Source organism: Sphaerochaeta pleomorpha str. Grapes (assembly GCF_000236685.1).
Lineage (GTDB): Bacteria > Spirochaetota > Spirochaetia > Sphaerochaetales > Sphaerochaetaceae > Sphaerochaeta > Sphaerochaeta pleomorpha.
The window spans coordinates 2,143,664-2,165,010 of the sequence record NC_016633.1; the positions used below are offsets into that span (position 1 = coordinate 2,143,664).

18 protein-coding genes, 5 tRNA genes and 1 other RNA gene are annotated in these 21,347 nt (G+C 47.2%); 8 read left to right on the forward strand and 16 right to left on the reverse strand.

All coding sequences use genetic code 11. The annotated features are described in order from the left end of the window. Nucleotides 1-37: 37 nt before the first annotated feature. The 9 genes from recR to SPIGRAPES_RS09705 form a co-directional block, all read right to left on the reverse strand. Nucleotides 38-628 carry a recombination mediator RecR gene (gene recR / locus SPIGRAPES_RS09670; RefSeq protein WP_014270579.1) on the reverse strand — a complete coding sequence of 197 codons (591 nt, stop codon included), beginning with the start codon at nucleotides 626-628 and terminating at the stop codon, nucleotides 38-40. 2 nt (nucleotides 629-630) lie between these two features. Beyond that, nucleotides 631-948 (reverse strand): YbaB/EbfC family nucleoid-associated protein, encoded by a 318-nt coding sequence (locus SPIGRAPES_RS09675; RefSeq protein WP_014270580.1) that lies wholly within the window; start codon nucleotides 946-948, stop codon nucleotides 631-633. A 27-nt stretch (nucleotides 949-975) separates the two neighbouring features. Next, nucleotides 976-2,589, reverse strand: coding sequence for a DNA polymerase III subunit gamma/tau (dnaX, locus tag SPIGRAPES_RS09680; protein ID WP_014270581.1), 1,614 nt, complete (start codon nucleotides 2,587-2,589; stop codon nucleotides 976-978). A gap of 115 nt (nucleotides 2,590-2,704) precedes the next feature. After that, an RNA gene (ffs, locus tag SPIGRAPES_RS16735) (signal recognition particle sRNA small type) lies at nucleotides 2,705-2,803 on the reverse strand. Nucleotides 2,804-2,818: 15 nt separating this feature from the next. Continuing rightward, nucleotides 2,819-2,903 (reverse strand) — tRNA-Ser (locus tag SPIGRAPES_RS09685). Between the two features lie 43 nt (nucleotides 2,904-2,946). After that, nucleotides 2,947-3,034: transfer RNA gene (locus tag SPIGRAPES_RS09690), tRNA-Ser, on the reverse strand. A gap of 26 nt (nucleotides 3,035-3,060) precedes the next feature. Then, a tRNA-Arg gene (locus SPIGRAPES_RS09695) sits at nucleotides 3,061-3,134 on the reverse strand. A 22-nt stretch (nucleotides 3,135-3,156) separates the two neighbouring features. Then, nucleotides 3,157-3,243: transfer RNA gene (locus tag SPIGRAPES_RS09700), tRNA-Ser, on the reverse strand. A 39-nt stretch (nucleotides 3,244-3,282) separates the two neighbouring features. Beyond that, nucleotides 3,283-3,367, reverse strand: a tRNA-Ser gene (locus SPIGRAPES_RS09705). Between the two features lie 156 nt (nucleotides 3,368-3,523). Here SPIGRAPES_RS09705 and SPIGRAPES_RS09710 point away from each other — a divergent pair. Continuing rightward, nucleotides 3,524-4,921, forward strand: a complete 1,398-nt coding sequence (locus tag SPIGRAPES_RS09710; RefSeq protein ID WP_014270582.1) for a M28 family peptidase — start codon at nucleotides 3,524-3,526, stop codon at nucleotides 4,919-4,921. Here SPIGRAPES_RS09710 and SPIGRAPES_RS09715 read toward each other — a convergent pair. Genes SPIGRAPES_RS09715 through SPIGRAPES_RS09725 form a run of 3 tightly spaced genes read right to left on the reverse strand, consistent with a single transcriptional unit; the run spans nucleotide 4,911 to nucleotide 7,358 of the window. Then, a complete protein-coding gene (locus SPIGRAPES_RS09715) occupies nucleotides 4,911-5,507 on the reverse strand; it encodes an IMPACT family protein (RefSeq protein WP_014270583.1) in 597 nt (198 codons plus the stop codon). The genes SPIGRAPES_RS09710 and SPIGRAPES_RS09715 overlap by 11 nt on opposite strands. 2 nt (nucleotides 5,508-5,509) lie before the next feature. After that, entirely contained in the window at nucleotides 5,510-6,418 is a 909-nt protein-coding gene (locus SPIGRAPES_RS09720; protein ID WP_081468785.1) for an aldo/keto reductase, read from the reverse strand. A 1-nt stretch (nucleotide 6,419) separates the two neighbouring features. Continuing rightward, nucleotides 6,420-7,358, reverse strand: a complete 939-nt coding sequence (locus SPIGRAPES_RS09725) for an 8-oxo-dGTP diphosphatase (RefSeq protein WP_041385261.1) — start codon at nucleotides 7,356-7,358, stop codon at nucleotides 6,420-6,422. A gap of 128 nt (nucleotides 7,359-7,486) precedes the next feature. Between SPIGRAPES_RS09725 and deoC the strand changes: the two genes are divergently transcribed. Together deoC and SPIGRAPES_RS09735 are read left to right on the forward strand one after the other, a co-directional pair. Beyond that, entirely contained in the window at nucleotides 7,487-8,152 is a 666-nt protein-coding gene (gene deoC / locus SPIGRAPES_RS09730; RefSeq protein ID WP_014270586.1) for a deoxyribose-phosphate aldolase, read from the forward strand. After that, complete coding sequence (locus SPIGRAPES_RS09735; RefSeq protein WP_014270587.1) at nucleotides 8,139-9,281, forward strand: thymidine kinase; 1,143 nt, start codon at nucleotides 8,139-8,141, stop codon at nucleotides 9,279-9,281. The genes deoC and SPIGRAPES_RS09735 overlap by 14 nt, the downstream gene beginning before the upstream one ends. Nucleotides 9,282-9,391: 110 nt before the next feature. Here SPIGRAPES_RS09735 and SPIGRAPES_RS09740 read toward each other — a convergent pair whose 3' ends face one another. Then, nucleotides 9,392-10,264: a sugar phosphate isomerase/epimerase family protein gene (locus SPIGRAPES_RS09740; RefSeq protein WP_014270588.1), complete on the reverse strand. Its 873-nt coding sequence runs from the start codon at nucleotides 10,262-10,264 to the stop codon at nucleotides 9,392-9,394. A gap of 58 nt (nucleotides 10,265-10,322) precedes the next feature. Between SPIGRAPES_RS09740 and SPIGRAPES_RS09745 the strand changes: the two genes are divergently transcribed. From SPIGRAPES_RS09745 to SPIGRAPES_RS09765, 5 genes are all read left to right on the forward strand, one after another. After that, on the forward strand, nucleotides 10,323-11,687 hold the full coding sequence (locus SPIGRAPES_RS09745; protein WP_014270589.1) for a glycoside hydrolase family 28 protein: 1,365 nt from the start codon (nucleotides 10,323-10,325) through the stop codon (nucleotides 11,685-11,687). A 327-nt stretch (nucleotides 11,688-12,014) separates the two neighbouring features. Next, complete coding sequence (locus tag SPIGRAPES_RS09750; protein ID WP_014270590.1) at nucleotides 12,015-12,998, forward strand: prenyltransferase/squalene oxidase repeat-containing protein; 984 nt, start codon at nucleotides 12,015-12,017, stop codon at nucleotides 12,996-12,998. A 19-nt stretch (nucleotides 12,999-13,017) separates the two neighbouring features. After that, nucleotides 13,018-13,986: a hypothetical protein gene (locus SPIGRAPES_RS09755; RefSeq protein WP_014270591.1), complete on the forward strand. Its 969-nt coding sequence runs from the start codon at nucleotides 13,018-13,020 to the stop codon at nucleotides 13,984-13,986. Nucleotides 13,987-14,060: 74 nt separating this feature from the next. Further along, complete coding sequence (locus SPIGRAPES_RS09760) at nucleotides 14,061-15,548, forward strand: alkaline phosphatase (protein ID WP_014270592.1); 1,488 nt, start codon at nucleotides 14,061-14,063, stop codon at nucleotides 15,546-15,548. A gap of 72 nt (nucleotides 15,549-15,620) precedes the next feature. Next, nucleotides 15,621-16,802 (forward strand): YibE/F family protein, encoded by a 1,182-nt coding sequence (locus tag SPIGRAPES_RS09765; protein WP_014270593.1) that lies wholly within the window; start codon nucleotides 15,621-15,623, stop codon nucleotides 16,800-16,802. Here SPIGRAPES_RS09765 and SPIGRAPES_RS09770 read toward each other — a convergent pair. The 3 genes from SPIGRAPES_RS09770 to SPIGRAPES_RS09780 form a co-directional block, all read right to left on the reverse strand. Then, nucleotides 16,799-17,902, reverse strand: coding sequence for an ABC transporter ATP-binding protein (locus SPIGRAPES_RS09770; RefSeq protein ID WP_014270594.1), 1,104 nt, complete (start codon nucleotides 17,900-17,902; stop codon nucleotides 16,799-16,801). The two genes, SPIGRAPES_RS09765 and SPIGRAPES_RS09770, sit on opposite strands and share 4 nt — an antisense overlap. An 11-nt stretch (nucleotides 17,903-17,913) precedes the next feature. After that, on the reverse strand, nucleotides 17,914-20,154 hold the full coding sequence (locus SPIGRAPES_RS09775) for an ABC transporter permease (protein WP_014270595.1): 2,241 nt from the start codon (nucleotides 20,152-20,154) through the stop codon (nucleotides 17,914-17,916). A 75-nt stretch (nucleotides 20,155-20,229) separates the two neighbouring features. Continuing rightward, a complete protein-coding gene (locus SPIGRAPES_RS09780; protein WP_014270596.1) occupies nucleotides 20,230-21,312 on the reverse strand; it encodes an ABC transporter substrate-binding protein in 1,083 nt (360 codons plus the stop codon). Nucleotides 21,313-21,347: the final 35 nt, after the last annotated feature.

Below are 21,347 nucleotides of genomic sequence, written 5' to 3' on the forward strand. Positions count from 1 at the left end.
AGCAAACGCTGAGCCTTTTTTGTAGTTACACTCTGATTTAGAATTGAACCCTTCCGCGCAAAGACCTGGCTAGCGTAATTCTGTCTGCATATTCAAGGTCTCCGCCGATGGGCAGCCCGCTGGCCAATCTTGTAATGGTAAGGTCTTGTCTATCCTTGAGGATGTGACGGATATACAATGCCGTGGTGTCACCTTCCTCTGTGGGGTTTGTTGCGATGATTATTTCCTTGAACTGTCCTTCAGAAATCCTTTTAAGCATCTTTGCAAACGAAAGGTTTTCTGGTCCGATGCCGTCCAAGGGACTGATTGCTCCGCCAAGAACATGGTATAGGCCATTGAAAGCCCCGCTGGACTGCAGGGTTATTACATCCTGTGGCGCCTCTACGATGCACAGCTGGCTCCGGTCCCTGGAGTGATCTTCGCAGATTGGGCAAGGGTCAATCTCTGTAAAACTGCCACAGATAGAACAGGGGAAAACCTGCTCCTGGATGGTGGCAATATTCAATCCCAGCTGCTTGTTGTAGGCTGCATCGGTCTTGATGAGGTGATAGGCAATCCTAGAAGCGCTTTTGGGGCCGATCCCGGGAAGCCTTGCAAGGTTCTGTACCAGGTTTTCCAGTGCTGTCATCTTCAGGCCTGTGGCATCAGGTTGCCGAAGGCCCCTGCATATTTCATCCCTTCGCTTTTTATCTTATCCTGCACTTTGTTTGAGGCAGAGTTGAAAGCGGAGGCAACGAGTACTTCCAGGGTCGATACATCCTCTGGGTCGACAATATCCGGGGAAATCTTTACTTTGGTAACCACGAATTTCCCGTTCACGGTCACTTCCACCATACCGGCCCCGGCACTTCCTGTCGCGGTGATGTTCGGGAGGTTTTCCTGCATTTTCTGGACATTCTCTTGAATGCCTTTCATATTTTTCATTAGTTCGAATGGATTCATATCCATATTGCACTCCTTATTGATACATAATCGTTAGGATATCTCACCTCGGAAAACCGAGGCGATTTTATTAATAACCGGGTCTGTCTTGAGTCCCTGGGTTTTTTCTTCCGTTTCTATATAGGCAAAGGATAGTTTTCCTGAATATCCGGAGATTTCCTTGATAAGGAGCCGGAATTTATCCTGGTTTTCCTCTGCCTTGTTTTTGCAGAATTTTGTAGTGAACGTGAGCGTGAGCTGGTTGTCATTATTGTCGATTTTCTTGATCGATTGTGCCACCTGGGAGAGTATTGGTGTGTTGGAAAGCTTTCCTACCAAACTTGGGATGTCCTCTTTGGCAAAGGGACGCTGCACAGGGACAGGTACCACCTGTTTTGGCAGGTTCACAGGTATTGCCTCTGGTTTTTGTATTTCCTGAACCACTGCCTGGCGGGGGATTTGCTTTTCCCTTTCGGTTTCCACCATGGGTTGTGGAGGGGCTGTGGCAGACAGAGCTACCTTTCCCTGGAGTAAGTCATCCTTTAGCTGCGAAAGTCTTTTGAGCAGGGTTGTGGTAGAAGCCAGGTGGGGAAGGGAGCCTAGCCGGCTTACGGCAAGCTCCAGTTCAAAGCGCGGGTTGAGCGAATAGCGTATATCCCTGTAGAGAGTGAGGAACAGTTCCACCCCAGCCTCAAGCTGTTCTTTTGCATAGGCATTTCGAATCTGGGAAGGAATGCGGTCACTCTGTACACCCAGGATGGACTCCTCGGTAATTCCTTCTTTCATGAGGAGCAGACTTCTGAAATACTGGGTAAAATCCTTGATGCATTGTTCAATCGAGACGCCATTCTGGAGCAGGCTCTGTACGGCAAGCAAGGCTTCTTTGTGTTTGCCCCCAAGTAGGTTTGACACTACATGGTTGATCTGGTCGATGCCAACCAGTCCCAGTTTGTCACTTATCTGTTCCAGGGTTATATGCCCGTTTGAAAAAGATACTACCTGGTCAAATAAAGTATAGGCATCTCGCAGGGACCCTGTAGATTCTTTTGCTATCCAAAACAGGGCGTCATCATCGGCCTCGATTTCCAGTTCCCTGGCGGCATCGGAGAGACACATCTTGATGGTTTCCAGGTCGATAAGCCGGAAATGAAACTGTTGGCAGCGGGAACGGATGGTAGCGGGAACTTTCTGCGGTTCAGTAGTTGCAAAGATGAAAACAATATAGGCAGGGGGTTCTTCTATGGTTTTCAGCAACGCATTGAATGCACTGGTGGAAAGCATATGTACTTCATCGATAATATAGATTTTATAACGGCTGGTCTGCGGGGGGAACAAGACTTCATCCTTGATCTGGCGGATATCGTTTACGCTGGTATTGCTTGCTCCGTCGATCTCGATGACATCCACACTGTTCCCACGGGTTATCTCCGTACAGTTTGAGCAGGTTCCGCAAGGATAGGGGGTCGGACCGGAGTCGCAGTTCAGTGCCCTTGCAAGGATACGGGCAGAAGAGGTTTTTCCTACTCCCCGGGGACCACTGAAGAGATAGGCATGCGCTATCCTGCCTTGTTCAATTGCATTCTTGATGGTAGATACCACAAACTCTTGACCCACAAGGTTGTCAAACAACTGGGGACGTTTTCTGGTAGCCGTTACTTCATATGCCATGGGAACTCCCTTCGGAAAAAATACAAGCCAAGTATAGCATGTTTTGGTATAAACGTGTATCGATGCAACAGAAGGTGGATAGTTTTCGGCACAGTGCTTTGGGCAAAAAAAACCCAGCCAACAAATCACCCGTGTCTCATGTACAATTCACTTACCGCTGCTACCTTCCGGTCCTGACGGGGTTGGGTGAACGTACATAGCACAGAATCTGTTGACTGGGAACAAAATACGGAGAGGGGGGGATTCGAACCCCCGGTGCCTTTCAACACACACGCCTTCCAAGCGTGCACCATCGACCACTCGGACACCTCTCCAAGTACGAACAGAACGGTAAAACAAAAAAGTATCCAAGCCAATCGGAGAGAGAGGGATTCGAACCCTCGGTACCGTCAGACGGTACAACGGATTTCGAGTCCGTCTCCTTCGACCACTCGGACATCTCTCCCGGTGATAATAACCGCTAAAAAAATATGAGACCAAAAGGATTTGAACCTTCGACCCTCAGTTCCGCAAACTGATGCTCTATCCAGCTGAGCTATGGTCTCAATACATGTAAAAAAACAAAATCGGAGAAGGGGGGATTCGAACCCCCGGACCCGTTACCAGGTCAACTCCTTAGCAGGGAGCCCGATTCGGCCGCTCTCGCACCTCTCCATTTCAAACAACACAATCAATGCAAAACAAATGATAGAACGGAGAGAGGGGGATTCGAACCCTCGGAGACTTGCGCCTCAACAGTTTTCAAGACTGCCTCCTTCGACCGCTCGGACATCTCTCCATTAAAAGACCATGGCGAAAATGCCATGCGATTATCAGGTTGTTTTGCTACCAATCGGATTCTCACTATATTGAGAGACCCGCTTTTTGTCAAGAAGGTTGGGACTTAAAGGTTGTTTCTTGACAGTTCCTTTCTATATTGACATCATAATTTCATATGAGCCTACCCTTATTCAACCGAAAACAACAAAAAAAACCTCCTTTGGTTAAAGAAACCGAAAAGGAAATGAAGGAAAAGATCGAGACTTTGAAGGCTGGACGTCTAGCCTCCCTCTCAATCTCATTGGCCGATAAACTTATTTCCTTATATGGACCAAGAATTTCAGGAAGTGAAAATGCAAGGGAAACCGCTTCGGCCTTGGAAAAAGAGCTCAAAGGTTTTTGTGATACCACCGAATACAAGGAATTTACCTTGTATAACCAGGCTTACACGCTTTGGTTGAAGGTCTTGGTTGTTGTCTACCCTTTCGCTTTGGCTCTGCTCTGGTTGGGCCTTCCTGTTATGTCCCTTTCTGTGCTTCTTCTTTTTCTGTGGTATGTGGCAAGAGGCTTCATATATTTCAAACCGGTTGGCGAAAAATATACTCCAAAAGGAAGGGGAGCCAACGTGCATGGGGTGCTCGAGCCGAAAAAAGAGGTGCTCCATACAGTTATTTTTTCAGGACACCACGACAGTGCCCGTTTATATAAGTACAACAGCTTGGATAAGCTGATGTATGCAAAAAAAGTGCTGGTTCCTTTGCTTCTGTTTGTTTTTCTCTGCATAGCCTGCCTTACCCAGCTCTTTACCGAGTTGTTTACCGGGAAATTGTTTTCTTTCAACCTGCCGCCAATACCCTGTATCATTCTCAACAGTGCCCTTACCTTCTGTTTTCCGTTTGTTTTACCCCTTTGGGGGTTTGTCACTAGTGAAGGTTCCCCTGGCGCAGGGGATAACCTTGTTTCAAGCTGTATGGGGGTAGAATTAGCCCGTTTTTTTGATTGGAGAAAACGATGTGGGAATACTCTTGAACATACACGCTTGGTCTTCGCCTCGTTTGATGGGGAGGAAGTCGGTTTGAAAGGTTCCAAGCAGTGGTTTTCCGAGCACAAAGACCTTTGCAACCAAGCAATACAGCTCAATTTTGACTGTCCTTACTATGCTGATGAGATTACTTTTCTTGACCGGGATATCAATGGGACCCAGCCTCTTTCCACTCGCCTTGCAAGCAGATGCGTTCAGATTGCCAAATCGATGGGCTATGATGCATCAAGAGAGAGCATACCGTTCCTTGCAGGAGGTACCGATGCAGCTGAAGGCTCTCGGTCTGGCATCGAGGCCTGTACTTTGACAGCTATGGCCTGGGATGATGTATCTAAGCCTGCGGTTTACCATACGAAAGATGATGTTTGCTCGGCGATTGAGCTAAAGGCCATTGAACAAGCCCTTTCCATCGCGATTCGCCTGGTTGAACTTGTTGATGCCGGTACTTTGTATGAAAAGAACAATGATTCAGGGCCCGAAGAGGAAGAGATAATCCCGGAACTGCATTTCGAACGATTGTCTAAACGCTAAATACTATTCTATTTCTTCCGTTTGAAGTTTCAATAACCAGCTGTTCCAGCTCAGTTTTATTTGGCAAAGGTAACGTTCCGGCAATTGTGATAGCGCTTTCGAAACGTTCTTCGGTTATTGTACATTGCACAGAGAGTAATACTTTCTTTATCGGTTCAAATAAATCGTAGGAAGTGGAGAGTGAAAAGGAACACTTTTCGACCAACTCCTCTGTCTGTAACACTTCCAATACTTTTTTTGCACTTTCCCCATAGGCTTTTACCAATCCGCCGGTTCCCAGCAAGGTACCTCCGAAGTAGCGGACAACCAGAAGGGCAACATTGGTAATTCCGCTGCCTTTCAAAACCTCTAGGATCGGTCTTCCTGCAGTATTCTTGGGCTCATGGTCGTCGCTACAGCTGTATTCGTCACCTTTTGGACCGATTATTGCAGCATGGACGACATGAGAGGCCGATGGATGTAGGTTCCTTACTTCTGTTACCAGATTTTTCACCTCTGCAAGATTTGGACAGGGGTACGCCAAGGCAATGAAGCGCGATTTCTTGACTTCCAGTTCATAAAGGGCAGAGCCGAGAGGATTTCTCATCATTACCACCTGTGGTTGAAGATGTTATCTTGTGAAATTGGCGCAGAGGAGGCAAGTTTACCGGCTAAAACTGACAATTCATGCATCTCGACGCCAGAAAGCCTTAGATCTCTACTTGCAAGGTTCTGTTGCAGCTGTGTTTTATTCCTTGCCCCCAGAAGGACAGAATCAAAACCCTGCCCTAATGCCCAGACAAGCGCTATTTGGGCAATGGAGCATCGTTTCTTGCAGCTGAGGTCCCAGAGTTTTCCATAAAGTGCTTTGTAGAGAGGGTAGGATTCAGGGGCATAGCAATAGAAATCCTTTCTCCCATCCAAGGGACTTGCTTCATGGTTACCATTGAGCAAACCAAGGCCTAGCGGGCTATACCCAACCGTTTTGATTTTGTTTTCTTTACAATAGAGCAGAGTCTGCTCAAGGCCTCTTGTCCATAAAAGGTTGCAAGGCATCTGGTAATATCCAATGGGATAGGTTCTGAAGGACTGCAGAAGTGGAAGGGGAAAATTGCTTAGCCCGATTGTCATCACCATATCCGTTTCTGTTATTTCAGCCAAGGCGTCCATGATGGGGGCAAGCGGAACCGTACTGCTTGGCCAATGGAGGTAAAGGATGTCGATATAGTCGGTACAAAGCCTTCTGAGACTTGTTTCAACATCCTTGCGAACCTGCAAAGGACCTTTTGCCATGATTTTTGTAGCAATGGTCAGCTCGCTTCTCGGAATGCTTTTGGAAAAACGTTTTAATTGCTGTCCGGTGAATTGTTCACTTTCACCATTTCCATACCCTTGCGCTGTATCGAAATGGCGAATTCCTGTCTTTAGGGCATAATGAAGCACTTTGATCGAATCGGAACGGTCCTGGTTCTCCCAGAACCCGAAAGAGCCTCCAAACTGCCAGCATCCTAACCCTATTTCACTCGTTTTCGTCTTCCTCTATGGTAATGGTTTTATCAATCATCTTCTGGTCGTCAAAAATAAAACGTCCCTCGAATTTTTTTCCTTCCAGTGCAAGCGGGAGCCAATGCTGGTCATCTTCCCACATTCTATCATAGGGCATCGCAGCAACGGGACACCAGAAAGGACGGGCCTCCTCGGTTTCCTTGGGTATTCCTGTATAGGAATGGGCAAAGAAGACATATCCCCGTTCCGAAAGACCGTCCTTGAACTGAAAATCCAACTTACCGACCAGTACAGGGTCTACGATGTCGAGTTCTGTTTCTTCCTTGAACTCCCTGATAGCGGCTTCCGTTGCAGTTTCTTCCAATTCTATATGACCACCGGGAGCATTTACCAAACCGGTACCCAGTCCCCGTTTTTTATCAATCAACAAGACTTGGTCATTTTCGAACAGGTAGGTGATGACGCATATTTCCTTGGGGTCCCAGAGATCCCAGTCAATTTCCCCGACAGTGTCAGGGACAACCATGGGGATAGGTTCCTCTTGGGGATTATCCAAAGAAGCCAGCCGTTTTTTTTCTTCAGCTGCTGCGGCTTCCTCCGGATGTGCTTTGTAGTAACATTCCTGGCAAAGGTTGTCATCGTGTCCGATAATATGATTGATATCGAGTTTTACATTGCACTCAGCGCAATGGAGCCTGAAAGGCCAGGCCTTCTCCCTGAAAATATAGAGAAGTCCAACACAGAGAGCCAAGTCTAGCCAAGCCAGCTTCTGGGGAAGTCCCCGGGTAAGGATCGTTACGACTCCAACTTCGAAAATCAGGAGGAGAGCAGCCAGATATATGGTTGCAAATCGTTTCTTTTGCGAATTGGGAATTTTTCGTTGTGAAAAATTCAACAATAATATGGCAATCAATGCCCATGTGTAATACTGCTCTATTGTTTCCAGAATCATGGAGAATAGGGTATAGTGCAAATGTCTATTCGTCAAGCTTTTCATAAACGAGCCTCTCAAAGGATAAACATTGAAACCGCTCGGGTTTTGGAGTAAGCTAGGCGTATACCTTAAGGCTGGAGGTTGCCATGGAACTTGATACTATCGCGAAATACATTGACCACACGGTTCTCGGAGCAAATGCTACCCGGGATAATATTGAAAAAATTTGTAATGAGGCTAGGGAATACCGGTTTGCCTCGGTTTGTGTTAATAGTTGCTGGGTGCCTTTGTGTGCCAAAATGTTGAAGGGGTCAGACGTTCGCGTATGTACCGTTGTCGGTTTCCCCCTTGGGGCCATGTCTACTGCTGCAAAGGCCTTTGAGGCTAAGCACGCGGTTGCTGAAGGAGCCACGGAAATTGATATGGTTATAAATGTCGGGTGGTTGAAAAACCATGATGACGAACTTGTCCAGGATGATATTGCAGCGGTGAAAGAAGCCTGCAATAAAAGCCTCCTGAAAGTGATTATTGAGACATGTCTATTGACCGATGAAGAGAAAGCAAGGGCTTGCCGTCTAGCGAAGGCTGCCGGTGCTGATTTTGTGAAGACTTCCACTGGCTTCTCTACCGGTGGAGCAAAAGTAGAAGACATCAAATTGATGCGAAAAACCGTAGGTCCTGTACTTGGTGTAAAGGCCTCCGGGGGAATCCATTCCTATCAAGAGGCTAAAGCGATGATTGACGCAGGGGCAACCCGGATTGGTGCTTCCTGTGGAGTTGCCATCGTTGAGGGACAGAATGCCGCGCATTGAGCAGAAAACTGAGAGTACTGATTTTCTGAAAAGCCTAGGTTTTCCGACTATCGACGTCCATGATACGTTTTCTCATTTTGATTTCACCCTTCCTGGCAGAAGGGTGTTACTTATTGGCCCCATGGGTTCTGGTAAGACTGAGTTTGCGGCCCGTGTCTGGCGTGATGCTGCCATTGCCCAGAAAAAGGGGGACAAAGTCCGTTCCCTCACCAGCAGTGGGGAAGTCGACCGGAGGAAGGTCTTTTTCGTCAGGTCTGAGATCGATGGGGCAAGGTTTTCCGATTATCCTGAGGATGCCTTGTGTTTTCGTAGCGGGTACATTCACTGCGGGGATAATATTGCCCGTATCAGGGACTCTTTTGGCCTTGAACAGGTATTGGCAGATAATCCGACTGTGGGAACGTTTATTATTGATGAGGCGTCTTTTTTCGATGAACGCCTAGCGTATGTGGTAAGGAATCATAGCCAGCAAAGGGGCGTCATGTTTATTTTCCCCACCTTGATCCTGAATTTCCGTCGTGACTTATTCAATTCGACGGCAAGGCTCATGTTGGATATTGCAACAGATGTCATTCCCCTCACAGCCTATTGCGAACACCCGGATTGCATGAAAGATGCATTCTATACCTACCGGTATTACCAAGTCGACGGGAAGGAATGCCCTGCACTCTATTTTGATCCCCTTATTATCGTAGGGGGCGACGAGCACAAGAACAGTTCTTTGGAACCGAACTATGCCGCCCGTTGTGACGAACACCATTTCCTGCCAGGGAAAGAGTATACCTTTTTTCATCTCAAGCCGTTGGGGGAACAAGCTTCCAGGGGTCAGGAAAAAGCCCTGCGGGACGAATTGTATTCCTTGAAATATGCCATGCAACGTTCAATGCTCTATAAGAATATCTGTGAACGGTATGTCGGTGTAAAGGATGAGGAAATTTATTTCAATTCGCTTAAACCAGGCAATATTGCCGAGAAGGCATTGGTTTTCCTGTTTTGCGAACAGAATCTGGTTCCCGAGGAGTTGCTTCTCCGGTTGGTTTCCGAACTTGAACTCGACACAATCTACCTATCGAAAGTTTTGGCCGATAACCGGCGCCCTGTTTCGTTTGGGCAGCCCTTCCTCCTGTAGAATCTGAGCCCTTCCTCCAAAACGCGGAAGGGCTTTTCCTACCCAATAGCTGGAAAGTACAAAAACAGCGCAACATAGCACCTTGCAGGCCTTTCTTGGGGAGTTCAAAATCAAGCTAGGTTTTTAAGTGTTTGTTTGAGTGTCTGGACATTGATATTTTCCAGTAGCCAGGGAACCGAGATGTTTCGTTTTTCCATCTCGTGTTCAAGTCCTTTCCAGTCGAGGACCCCCTCTCCTACCGGTAAATTCCCAATTTTCCAGCCTCTTTCATCCAATGCATAGTCTTTGACATGAAGGATTGCGATTTTTTCCCCGAGGGCATCGAGAGCTTCGGAAAAAAAGGAATGCTGGGCTTCCTGAGTCGGGACCTTCCGTACCGAACCGTCTGGCTCACAGATTCCCGTCCAGGGCACCAGATTGACAGGATCGTAGATGACTTGCAGGTGGGGTGTATCAAAGGTCTCAACCAGACGAGCCAACCTTTGTACCGAACAGATGGTGTGTTGCCTGCTGACCGCTTCGATTCCTATTGTCGATTTGGTACGTTCGGCCGTGTTTAGCAATCGTTCGATAGAACGATAGAAACGAGTGAGAATTTCAGGTTCAAAGGTGCCAAGGTCGAAGGAGCAGTCTCGTTGTATCGACCCTGTTTCGGTCCCGACAAGAAGGCCTCCGCAGTGGCTTGAAAGACGAAGGCAGGTTTCAAAATCCCTGAGTTGCCTTTCTCGTATATCCAAGTCAGGGTGGACCGGGTTGATATAACAGCCCAAGACTGCGATTTTGACGTTTTCTTTTGCAAGGTCTGATTTGAGGTTTTCAAACAGTTCTGGGGTATAGTCCTTGATTTGGGGAAACAGGGGAAGGGCTTTTGCAGGTGCTAGTTGTATATAGCTCTCTTTCTGGTATTTTGAGACTTCCTGAGCCAAGGAAGAGACGGAAGGGAATGTCCCGAGGTCATGTGCTCTAAAACCAATTTGTTTCATATGATTGATTATAGGTAAAACCGATAGCGAAGTAAAGAAATGATATTTGGAGGGAAAAATGAAACAGTATTTTCTTTCAGACTTCGAGGCAAACAATGACGGGGTTTTTGATAATACCGAAGCCTTTGCAGCGGCTTTTACTGCCATTGCTGAGGGAGGTTGCCTGTCAATAGGGCCTGGAACCTGGCGTACGGGCCCTATAACCATCAGTGGGCATGATATTGAGGTGCATATACACAAAGATGCAAAAATCGTGTTTATACCGGAAGAGGGGAAATATATCCCAGTCTATTCCCGTTGGGAAGGTATTAACTGTTATTGCATGCATCCTTGTCTGTATATCCTCAATTCTCATCGGGTGACGATACAAGGGGAAGGTACCCTGTATGGTAGCGGGCATTACTGGTGGGATCTTTCTCTAGGAAAACGCAATCTCAAAATGGAGCCGGCAACAGAAACAGAGAAACGCTTTGCCCTCCTGAATCCTGGGTACAAGAGCCAGGGGGGTGGCGGGGGAGGAAGGCAATCCCAATTCCTTCGTCCTCCCTTAGTCCAGGTAAAAGATTCAAGCGATATTCTCTTGGAGGGCATAACACTTGAGGATAGTCCGTTTTGGACCCTTCATCCCTTGTATTCGAGAAACCTTGTTTTTAAAAACCTCAGTATCAAGAACCCGAAAAATGCACCGAATACAGATGGGATAGACCTCGATTCCTGCGAGAACGTAACAATAGAAGGATGTGTAATCGATGTAGGTGACGATGGCATAGCCCTTAAAAGTGGGAGTGGCCCCGATGGGATTCTGACAGGGAGACCCACAAAGGACGTACGGATTTTTCAATGCACAGTCCGTAACGCCCATGGGGGGGCAGTAATAGGGAGTGAGACGGCTGCTGGTATTCACAATGTAGAGGTTTCAAATTGTCTTTTTGATGGAACCGATAGGGGTATACGAATCAAAACACGAAGGGGAAGGGGCGGTAAGATTTCCCACCTTTCCTTTCTGGGACTCAAAATGGTAAAAAATCTCTGTCCCTTGACGATTAACCTCTATTATCGTTGCGGAAGTTTTTCAAACGAGGATTTTTCTTTGGAGAAGCTCCCTGTTTGTCCCGAGACCCCCTCCGTTTCTGATATAAGGATTACGGATTGCGAGGCTGTTGGCTGTCTTTCCTCCATTGCTTTTATCGTGGGGTTGCCTGAATCCCCAATCACTGGCCTTTGCATTGAAGACTGTACATTTTCCCTCGATCAGGAGGAATCCCATCCTGTGGAGGAGAGCGAGATGTATCTTGGGCTCCCTTTGCCCCAGGGAAGGGGCATGAGGCTTCGTAATGTCCATCTTATGCTCAAAAATGTATCGGTGAACGGAGTGATGAACCCCTTCGAAATTGAGGAGAATGTACGGTTGGAGAATTCCTGATTCTTTGTTTTTGCATGCTTTCCTCATAATCTGATAATACATTCAGTCCATGCTCGAGCTAGAAAAGCAACTTTTTTGCATAGGCCGGGGACTTTGTTTTGGAAGCACCAATTGGGACTGTTTCCTGCAAAGCCCCGGTAGGGGAATGGACTCAACATACTCTATTGCAGAAGCCTTGCGCGGGGTTTTCACCTCATTGCGAAAGGCTCCTTCCCATCGTTGACAATATAAAAATGGTACGTGATAGTATATTTGTTGAAGTGTTGGTGCCCTGTTGTCAAAACAAGTATTGAGCGAGTGCGTTCATGATGCAAAGAAGGTGTCCTTATGGAAAAGGTACTTATTGACTGGTTGCTTGAAGAGAATAACCCTTCAGTTCGATTTGCTACGTTGACTCGGTTGCTCGATGAACCCCTGGATGACCCCGAGGTACAGAAAACCTGTAATTGTATCGGGAAAGGCGATGTAGTTGCCAGAATCCTGGACAAACAGAACAGTGATGGCTCTTGGGGGATTCCCGAAAGGTTCTATCTTGATAAATATACTGGGACAGTCTGGACTCTCTTGGTCCTGTCAGAATTGTATGCCCCTGCAGACGATATGCGTGTTGTGCGCGCCTGTGATTTTATTCTGGATCATTCTTTCAATGCTGAAAGCGGAGGGTTTTCCACCTCAGAAAGTGTAAGGACAAAAACGGGCCTTGCAAGCTTGGTTATCCCCTGTTTGACAGGGAATATGGTCTATAGTCTCATCCGATGTGGTTATCTGGAAGACGAGAGAGTACAAAGAGCCATTGAATGGATCTGTACCTACCAAAGGACAGATGATGGCGATGACCGTCCTCCCCTTGGACCGATGTATGACCGGTACCGCTCCTGCTGGGGTCGGCATTCCTGCCATATGGGCGTCGCGAAAGGGCTCAAGGCCCTTTGTGCAATTCCCCTGGAAAAACGGAATGACCAAGTTGCCTCGAAGATCGAAGAGCTGTGCGAATACTTCCTCATCCATCATATTTTCAAGAAAAGCCACAAGCTGGAAGAAGTTTCCAAACCCGGTTGGCTTCGATTCGGTTTTCCCCTGATGTACCAGAGCGATGTATTGGAGTTGATGGAATTGTTTGCGGACTTGGAAATCCATGACTCCCGTTTGGATGAATCGCTGGAATTGATCGAGAAGAAAGCAACAAGTGAAGGAAAGTGGGTACTGGAAAATTCTTATAATGGACGGTTGCAGGTAGCCATTGAACAGAAAGGGGAGCCTTCGAAATGGTTGACACTCAAGGCACTCAAGGTGTTGCAAGAGTATCGATAAAAAAGGGGGATAGCGTCCTGTGCAAAAAGAAATCCTCGAATTATTGTTACAGTCAAATGAACCTTGGGTTGTTTACCGGACACTCTTGGATTTGGTTGGGTTGCCCGATTCTGATCCTCAAGTACTGCAAGCGAAAAGAAAGCTGCTTTGCCATCCACTTATCCTTGGGCTTATCGATGAAGTGAATGCCTGGCCAGGAACTGTACTAAGCAGTCATAAAAGTGCAGGTCAGCTTTATCATAAGCTCTCGTTCCTCGCTGATCTGGGTATCGTCAAGGATGATGCCGATTTTACAGGCCTTGCCGAGAGGTTCCAAATGGGAAAATCAAAAGAGGGCCTGTTTCAATTACCCATGCAAATTTCGCAACAACATGGGGGTACAGGCGAAAATCTTTTTGCCTGGGCTCTCTGTGATGCCCCGCTTCTTCTTTCTATTGCAGACAGGATGGGGTTTGGCCCAGTTGACGATGGGTTGGCCTTCCTTATATCCCTACAGAGGCAAAACGGATGGCCTTGTGCTGTCTCAAAAGAACTCGGGTCTTTCCGGGGGCCTGGAAAGAAAGCGGATCCTTGTCCCTATGCCACCTTGCTTATGTTGAAACTGCTGGCCTTCTCTCATCCCAATGAATACACTCAGTCCTGCCATCTGGGAACCGAATGTCTTCTTGGTCTCTATCAGGAGAGCAGGATCCTTCATCCCTACATGTTCTTCATGGGAACGGATTTCAGGAAGCTGAAGGCCCCGTTCATCTGGTATGATATCCTGCATGTCTTGGATGTGCTGTCTTTTTTCCCTTGGGTCCATCACGACCAAAGGTTTCTGGATATGTTGGAGTTAGTGACCTCCAAAGCTGACGCCAAAGGCTTTTTTACCCCCGAGTCTATCTGGGTAGCTTGGAAGGAGTGGGATTTCGGACAGAAGAAGGTTCCTTCGCCTTGGCTTACTTTTTTGGTTTATAGGATCATTAAAAGGGTTTCCTTTCATTGATTAGCAAAATATTCATATCTGCCTTGCATTTTCGACACATTTTTTCTCCAAGCTGGCGCTGTATGGAGGAAATGATGAAAAAAAGATTTGTATCGCTAATGGTTCTTTTGCTGTGTGTTCTTTCCTTGGTAGGCGCTGAGGGGACTAAAGAACAATCGACTCAAACAATGCAAGGCTTCGGCTCTTCTGAACGTCCCAAATATGTATTCATGTTTATCGGTGATGGTATGAGCCATGTCCAGATCAATGCTGCCCAGGTGTTCAATGGCAATAACACAAAAGGCGATATTGCCCTTAGCCCCCTGAGTTTCACCCAGTTTCCTGTCTTGGGGTTGCAGACTACCTATGATGCAACTTCCTTCTGTCCCGATTCTGCCTCCACGGCTACTTCGCTTTCCAGTGGTATCAAAACCCATAGCGGAGTACTTGGGATGGGAGTCGATAAAACGACGAAGGCAGAGAATATCGCAGAGAAGCTCAAGAGTCAGAAAGACTGGAAGATTGGGATTGTCTCTACCGTCACTCTCAACCATGCAACCCCTGCTGCCTACTATGCCCATTCCCCTTCAAGGAACAACTATTATGATATCGGCCTCCAGCTGATAGGTAGCGGTTTCGATTATTTTGCCGGTGGTTCGATCAATAAAGCCACTGACAAGGGACAGGCCAGTATCTACGACCTTGCCAAGGCAAACGGCTATACCTTTGTCGATACAAAAGAAGCCATCGAGGCCTTGGATGCAAACAGTGGAAAAGTATATGCCCAGAGTCCTCGCTTGCAAGATGGTGGTTCGATGCCCTATTCGATCGATACTGATGATAGGGATGTATCACTTGCAGGATTCGTTCAGAAGGGCATTGACGTCCTTGACAATGAAAAAGGCTTTTTCATGATGGTTGAGTCAGGAAAAATTGACTGGGCTTGTCATGCCAATGATGCAGCTGCCGAGATTTCAGACATCCTCGCCTTCGATGACGCAGTCAAGGTTGCGATCGATTTTGCCCAGAAGCATCCCAACGAGACCTTGATAGTAGTCACCGGTGACCATGAGACTGGTGGAATGACCATTGGTTATGCTTCCACCGGGTATAACACCGCGTTTGAAATTCTCAAGAACCAGAAACTCTCCTATGTTGCCTTTGACGAAATCATAAAGGGAATGAAGAGTGCAAACGCAAATCTGAGCTTCGACGAGGTAATGGAACTTGTGACCAAGGACTTTGGTTTGGTAGCACCGAATGCAAATGCAACCGACAAAGCCTTGGTCCTTACTGAGGTGGAGTATGCACGGTTGCAGGAAGCTTTCCACCAGTCCATGCTTCCTTCCGATAAGAGGACCAAAGATGATGTCACGGCTCTTCTGTACGGTGGCTATGATCCCCTTTCGGTCACTGTCACCCATATCCTGAACAACAAGGCAGGTATCGGTTGGACGAGTTACTCACACACGGGTACCCCCATATCTGTCTATGCAAAGGGAGTAGGCGAGCAGTTATTCTCTGGGTCTTATGATAATACAGATATCTTTCACAAGTTACGCGATATTGTAGGTGTGAATTAGTCTAGGTTTCTCTCTCACCCGGCACCCTGTTTGCACAAGACAGGGTGCCAACTTCATCAATAAGGCAGTTACATGAAATTACAATTCAATCGAAAGGAAGCGGTCTTCCTTGGTGTTTTTTCTCTCCTATGTCTGGTTTTGGTCTTGCTGCCAACCGGATTCGGCCGTGCAATCTACGTTAACGCCGAAGGGGCGAAGGCAAGGGTAATCAAAACCAATGACACGATGATGTATCAGACAGGGGTTGTGAGGATGGGGGAGCAGCGGTGTACTGTTGAGATTCTCAGTGGACCCCATACTGGTGAACAATATGAAGGGATCAACCTGCTTACCGGAAAATTGGAATTTGACAAAGTGTTTACCGAAGGCCAGCTTGCCTGGGTGTTGCTTGAACAGGACAGCTCGAACAAGGTCATATTTACGAATATGGTCGACCACTACCGGTTGTCCAAAGAACTCCAGTTGATGGGTTTGTTTGCGTTACTGCTCGTCGTCTTTTCAGGCTACACAGGAATCCGTACCATCCTCTCCTTCCTGTTCGCATTCCTTGCCATCTGGAAGGTCATGATTCCCTTTGCCTTGAAAGGGTATAGCCCAATTTTGCTGGCCCTTTTGGTGGGGAGCAGCCTTATGGTGATGACGTTGCTTCTGGTTGGGGGCTGTACGAAAAAAGCGTATGCGGCAATCATCGGATCTGTAGGGAGTTCTTTGATAACCTGCTTGTTGGCAATTCTTTTTACCGTGTATTTTCAAGTGCATGGATCGGTAATGCAATGGTCTGAATCGCTTCTCTATGCAGGATATATGAAACTCGACCTCACCAAGATATTCCAGGCAGCTGTCTATCTCTCTTGTTCAGGGGCTATCCTGGACCTTTCCATCGATATCAGTGCAGCGCTCAGCGAAATTGTAGAGAAAAAACCGGATATCACAGCCAAGGAACTGGTTGCCAGTGGACTTGTTATCGGTAAATCGGTAGTGGGAAGCCAGACAACAACCCTGTTGCTTGCCTATATGGGAAGTTACTTAACGGTCATGATGGTATATATGGCACAGGGGACTCCCATAATGAGTATCCTCAATTCAAAGACGATAGCTGCCGAGATACTCCACACCTTTGTGGGCTGTATCGGCCTGGTATTGGTCTCCCCGCTTACCTCCCTGGTTTGTGGATGGCTGTATATAAAAAAACCTGCCCTCTCACAGGAAAGGGCAGGTGGTGTTTCTTCTACAAGGGAGACCGTAAACTATTAGTCTTCGTTGTTTTCCAGGAGCCTGACCCTGTCGGGGGCAAAATCAATTGAGATCTTTGCACCTTCAGGGTATACCTTCTTGGCATGGGGGTCATCAATCTGTACGAGGACTTCTCCGAAAGAAGTATTGATAAATGCCTCAAGGCTGTTTCCAAGATAGACATTCATCCTTACCGTTCCCTCTATATGCCCTTTCCCAGGTTCCACGACGCGCAATGATTCTGGGCGTGCCATCAAGACGGCTTCATCCCCTACCGCTACGTTTTCACCGGCCTGACTTGCTACAACCTCTTTGTCCCCAAGGATACAGGTCCATAGCTTCCCATCATGGTTTTTTACTTTGACAGGAAAGAATGTTGCTTTTCCTACGAAACCAGCTACGAAACGTGAGTTGGGAGCTTCATAGATTTCTGATGGGGCTCCTATCTGGCGGACGAAGCCATTTTTCATGACAACAACCCGGTCTGAGAGACTCATAGCTTCAACACGGTCATGGGTGACATATACAGCGGTAATGCCCAGGGTTTTCTGGATTTTCCTGATTTCAACACGCATCTGTTCGCGCAGCAGTGCATCAAGGTTGGACAGGGGTTCGTCCAGAAGCAGGACCGAAGGGGCAACGATAAGGCTTCGTGCCAAGGCTACGCGCTGTTGCTGCCCGCCTGACAGTTTCGATGGGGCTCGATCCCCATAGTCGGCCAACCCAACCATTGCCAGGGTTTCCTCGACCCGTACCTTGATTTCCTCAACAGGGACTTTCCTGAGTTTCAATCCGTAGGCCACGTTATCGAATACAGTCATATGGGGAAAGAGGCCATAGCTCTGGAACATTGTTGCAGTATCTCTCTTGTTGGGAGGGAGCATGGTAACTTCCTCGTTCCCTATAAAGATTTTTCCCTCTGAGGGAAGCTCAAAACCCGCAATCATCCTCAAGGTTGTTGTTTTTCCACAACCGGAAGGGCCCAGCAAGGTTACCAGCTCGCCTGGTTGGATAACCAAATTCGAATCATTGACGGCAATTACATCAGACTTGCCTTTTACATCCTTGAATCGTTTCGTAACATGCTCAAGCGTTACCGATACACTTTTCTTTTCGTTCATAGAATACCACCTTACCGGGTCGAAATTGTTTTCTGGGTGAGCTTGTCATCCTTAACCAAGACTTGCATCAAGGCCCAGACAGAGAGGACGATGACAATCAGGATGGTTGACAAGACGCTGGCAAGACCGAATCTCAGGTTTTCCGAGAAATTGAAAATCAAAACGGTCAAATGGTTCCAGCGAGCCGAAATCAAGAAAATAATGGCACTTACAGCCGTCATCGAACGAACAAAGGTATAAGACATGCTCGAGAGGAAGGCTGGACGAATCAGGGGCAGTACTATAGTTCTGAATACTGTCGGAACATCAGCCCCCAGGTCTGCTGCCGATTCTTCGATGGCAGGGTCGATCTGGTGAAGGGCCGTGATCCCGTTTTCAACACCGACAGGAAGTTCCCTGATGATATAGTTGATAACAATGATTGCCCCGGTTCCCACAAGAAGGATAGGCTGCTTGTTGAATGCCAAAATGTAACTGATACCGATAAGGGTTCCTGGAATAGCATACGGAGTCATAATCAGTGTTTCCAAGAACCGTTTGCCCGGGAACTTTTTCCTGACTATGAGCATAGATGCCATCATGGCAAGCAGGCCTGCTATCGGGGTTGCAATCAGGGCCAAGGTAACGGTATCACGGATACTTGTCCACCCACGGCTCAAGGCTTCACCCCAGTTTTCCATGGTGAAGGAGTAGTCGATACCCCAGTTCTTTACAAAGCACCCTGCGATGATTGTCATATACAAGGCAACTATGAATCCAATGAAAATCCAGGAGGCTGTCTCCAGTGTAACCCTAACGCTCTTGTTGGTAAGTTCTGTTAAAGTCGTCGAAGGTTTCCCTGTAACCGTAACATAGCTCTTTTTAGCTACCCAGACCCTTTGCACAAGGAATGCGGTAAGTGTGGGCATCAGAAGCAGGAAGGATAGGGCAGCCCCGGAGCCTAGGTTGCTTCGTCCCGTTACCATCATATACGCTTCAGTGGAAAGGACCCTATAGTCTCCGCTGAGCAGCAAAGGGTTTGCAAAGTCAGCAAGGGAATTGGTAAAAACCAGAAGCCAGGCAGAGACGATACCGGGAGCAGAGAGTGGGAAGGTGATTGCCTTGAATGTCTGCCACCGAGTTGCACTTAAGTCGAGAGAAGCGTCTTCGACCGTTGAGTCAATCTGCCTGAGAACCCCACTTATGGTCATAAATGCAATCGGGAACATCCCGATGACTTCAACCAAGGTGAGCCCTCCCAGCCCATAGATGGAAGTTGATAAGTGGAAGAGCTTTTTGGAAATCAAACCATTGTTTCCAAACAACAGGATTATTGACAGTGAAAGGGAAAAAGGAGGAGAGATAACCGGCATAGTTGCCAAGGTACTCATAATTCTTTTTTTCTTGAAAGAAGTGCGTTCGATGAGGAAGGCAAACATATATCCCACAACCGTGGAAATGGTTGCTGTCATCACACCCAATCGGAGAGATCCCCAGAGGGCTACCAGATAATTTGGGGATAGAGACTCCTTCCAGGTTGCAAGTGAGAAATGTCCATCTTTCATAAAGGAAAGACGAACAGCCTCCAGTAAGGGGTAGGCTATAAATATCAAGACAATCGAGAACAAACCCAAGACCAAGAACCCAGTCATGGGATCACGGGTAAAGGTGAGGACTAGCATGATGCTCAAGAATATGATAGCGGCACCTATGAAGAGGGTTCTTAGAAGGTTGTTGTATCCAGAAGCTATTTTATTAGGCACCAGGATCATGATTGCACCTGAGACCTGATATCCTGTTTCGTCTATCACCGGTACAAAATAGACTTGGGAGTTTGCTGCAGTTGCCGGCACACTTGTATCCGGGTCAAGCGAGTAGTCGGCTTTATAGGTTTTTGAGAGTTTCATGGATTCAAGGTAATAGACGCTCTCAAGAGCCTTTTTAAAATCCTCCGAATTTTTATTTGCCTCCCAGATCGAACGTGCGGTTTCTGATCCTACAGTAGGTATAAAGTCGAAGGAGTTTTGGTCATAGGAAAAATAATAGGCACGTGCACCTGTAATACTTTCTTTTACAGTAGGAACCCACTGTTGGAAGGAAAGGAGGGAAGTGTTGTCAGGGACTGTTTGTGCAAACAGTTCGATTTCTTTGAAGTTTCGGTTCTCTTCATACGTAAGGAAGTTTGAAGAAAGGGAATTATACATCCAGAAATCGGCGGCTAGGAATACTAAGGCAGCTATTAAAAACTGCGTGACTCGTTTTTTTGTAAACATCTAGTCTGTCCGTTTTAAACACACCCTGCAAGGTAATCCTGCAGGGTGGTATGAAAGGTAAATTACAAAGGGTAATTATCTCTTGTTACCAATTTCGTTGGTCCAGCGGTCAAGCAGACGTGTCTTATTGACACTGTCGCCATCCCAAGCCATATCCTGGGTTACCGTATTGATCTCATTGATGGAGAGAGCATCTGGATGTTTTGCAGCTCCCTCAGCTACGAGAACCACGTACCATTCGGTAAAGGTTTTCTGGGCATCTGGGCTGGAGAGAATCCAGTCGTAAAGCTTTTTGGCATTGACAGTATCTTTACCGCCCTTAACCATCGACATGGAAGCGAGCTCGTAACCAGTACCTTCCGAAGGGGCTGTGATGACGACTGGGGAACCGGCTGCCTTGAGTTTTACTTGGTCATGAGCATAACCGATTGCAACAGGGATTTCTCCGGTTGCAACACTCTTGCCAGGAGCAGAACCGCTCTTGGTATATTGGTCAATGTTCTTGTCAAGGGCTGTCATGTACTCAATCATCTTGTCTTCAGTACCAAATACATCAAGCATGGTTGTCAATACGTTGTAAGCTGTTCCTGAAGTATTGGGGTTTGCCATGCGGATATAACCCTTGTATTCTGGCTTGAGGAGGTCTGCCCAGCTTTTTGGAGGGGTAAGGCCGAGTTCTTTTGCCCTTTCGGTGTTGGTTACAAAGGTAAGGGGTCCGACATACAGGCCGATGAAGAAATTATCAGGATCCCTGAACTGTACAGGGGTCTTTGCCGTAAAACGGCTGACATAAGGAGTGGTCAGGCCTTTGCTTTTTGCAGTGATGTGGTCAAGTCCTACGCCGCCAACCCAGATCGAAGCCTGTGGGTTTGATGCCTCAGCTTCAAGACGGGCTACGCATTCTCCGCCGGAAAGGCGAACAAAATTAACTTTAATCCCGGTTTCTGCTTCAAAGAGCTGAAAGAGTTTTGCAGCCAAGGGCTCTTCCAAGGTTGTGTATGCATTTACACTGCCTGCATTTGCAGCAGGTGCTGCCGCTGGTGCAGGAGCTGCAACTGCTGGTGTTGTTGCGGCAGGTGTAGCTTCTTTTGTTCCCTGAGCGAACAGAGCAGGGACAAGGAGTAGCATTACTGCCAAGATAGTAAGCGTTCTTTTCATCGTATCCTCCATTAAATGACAATTACTCTACAAAG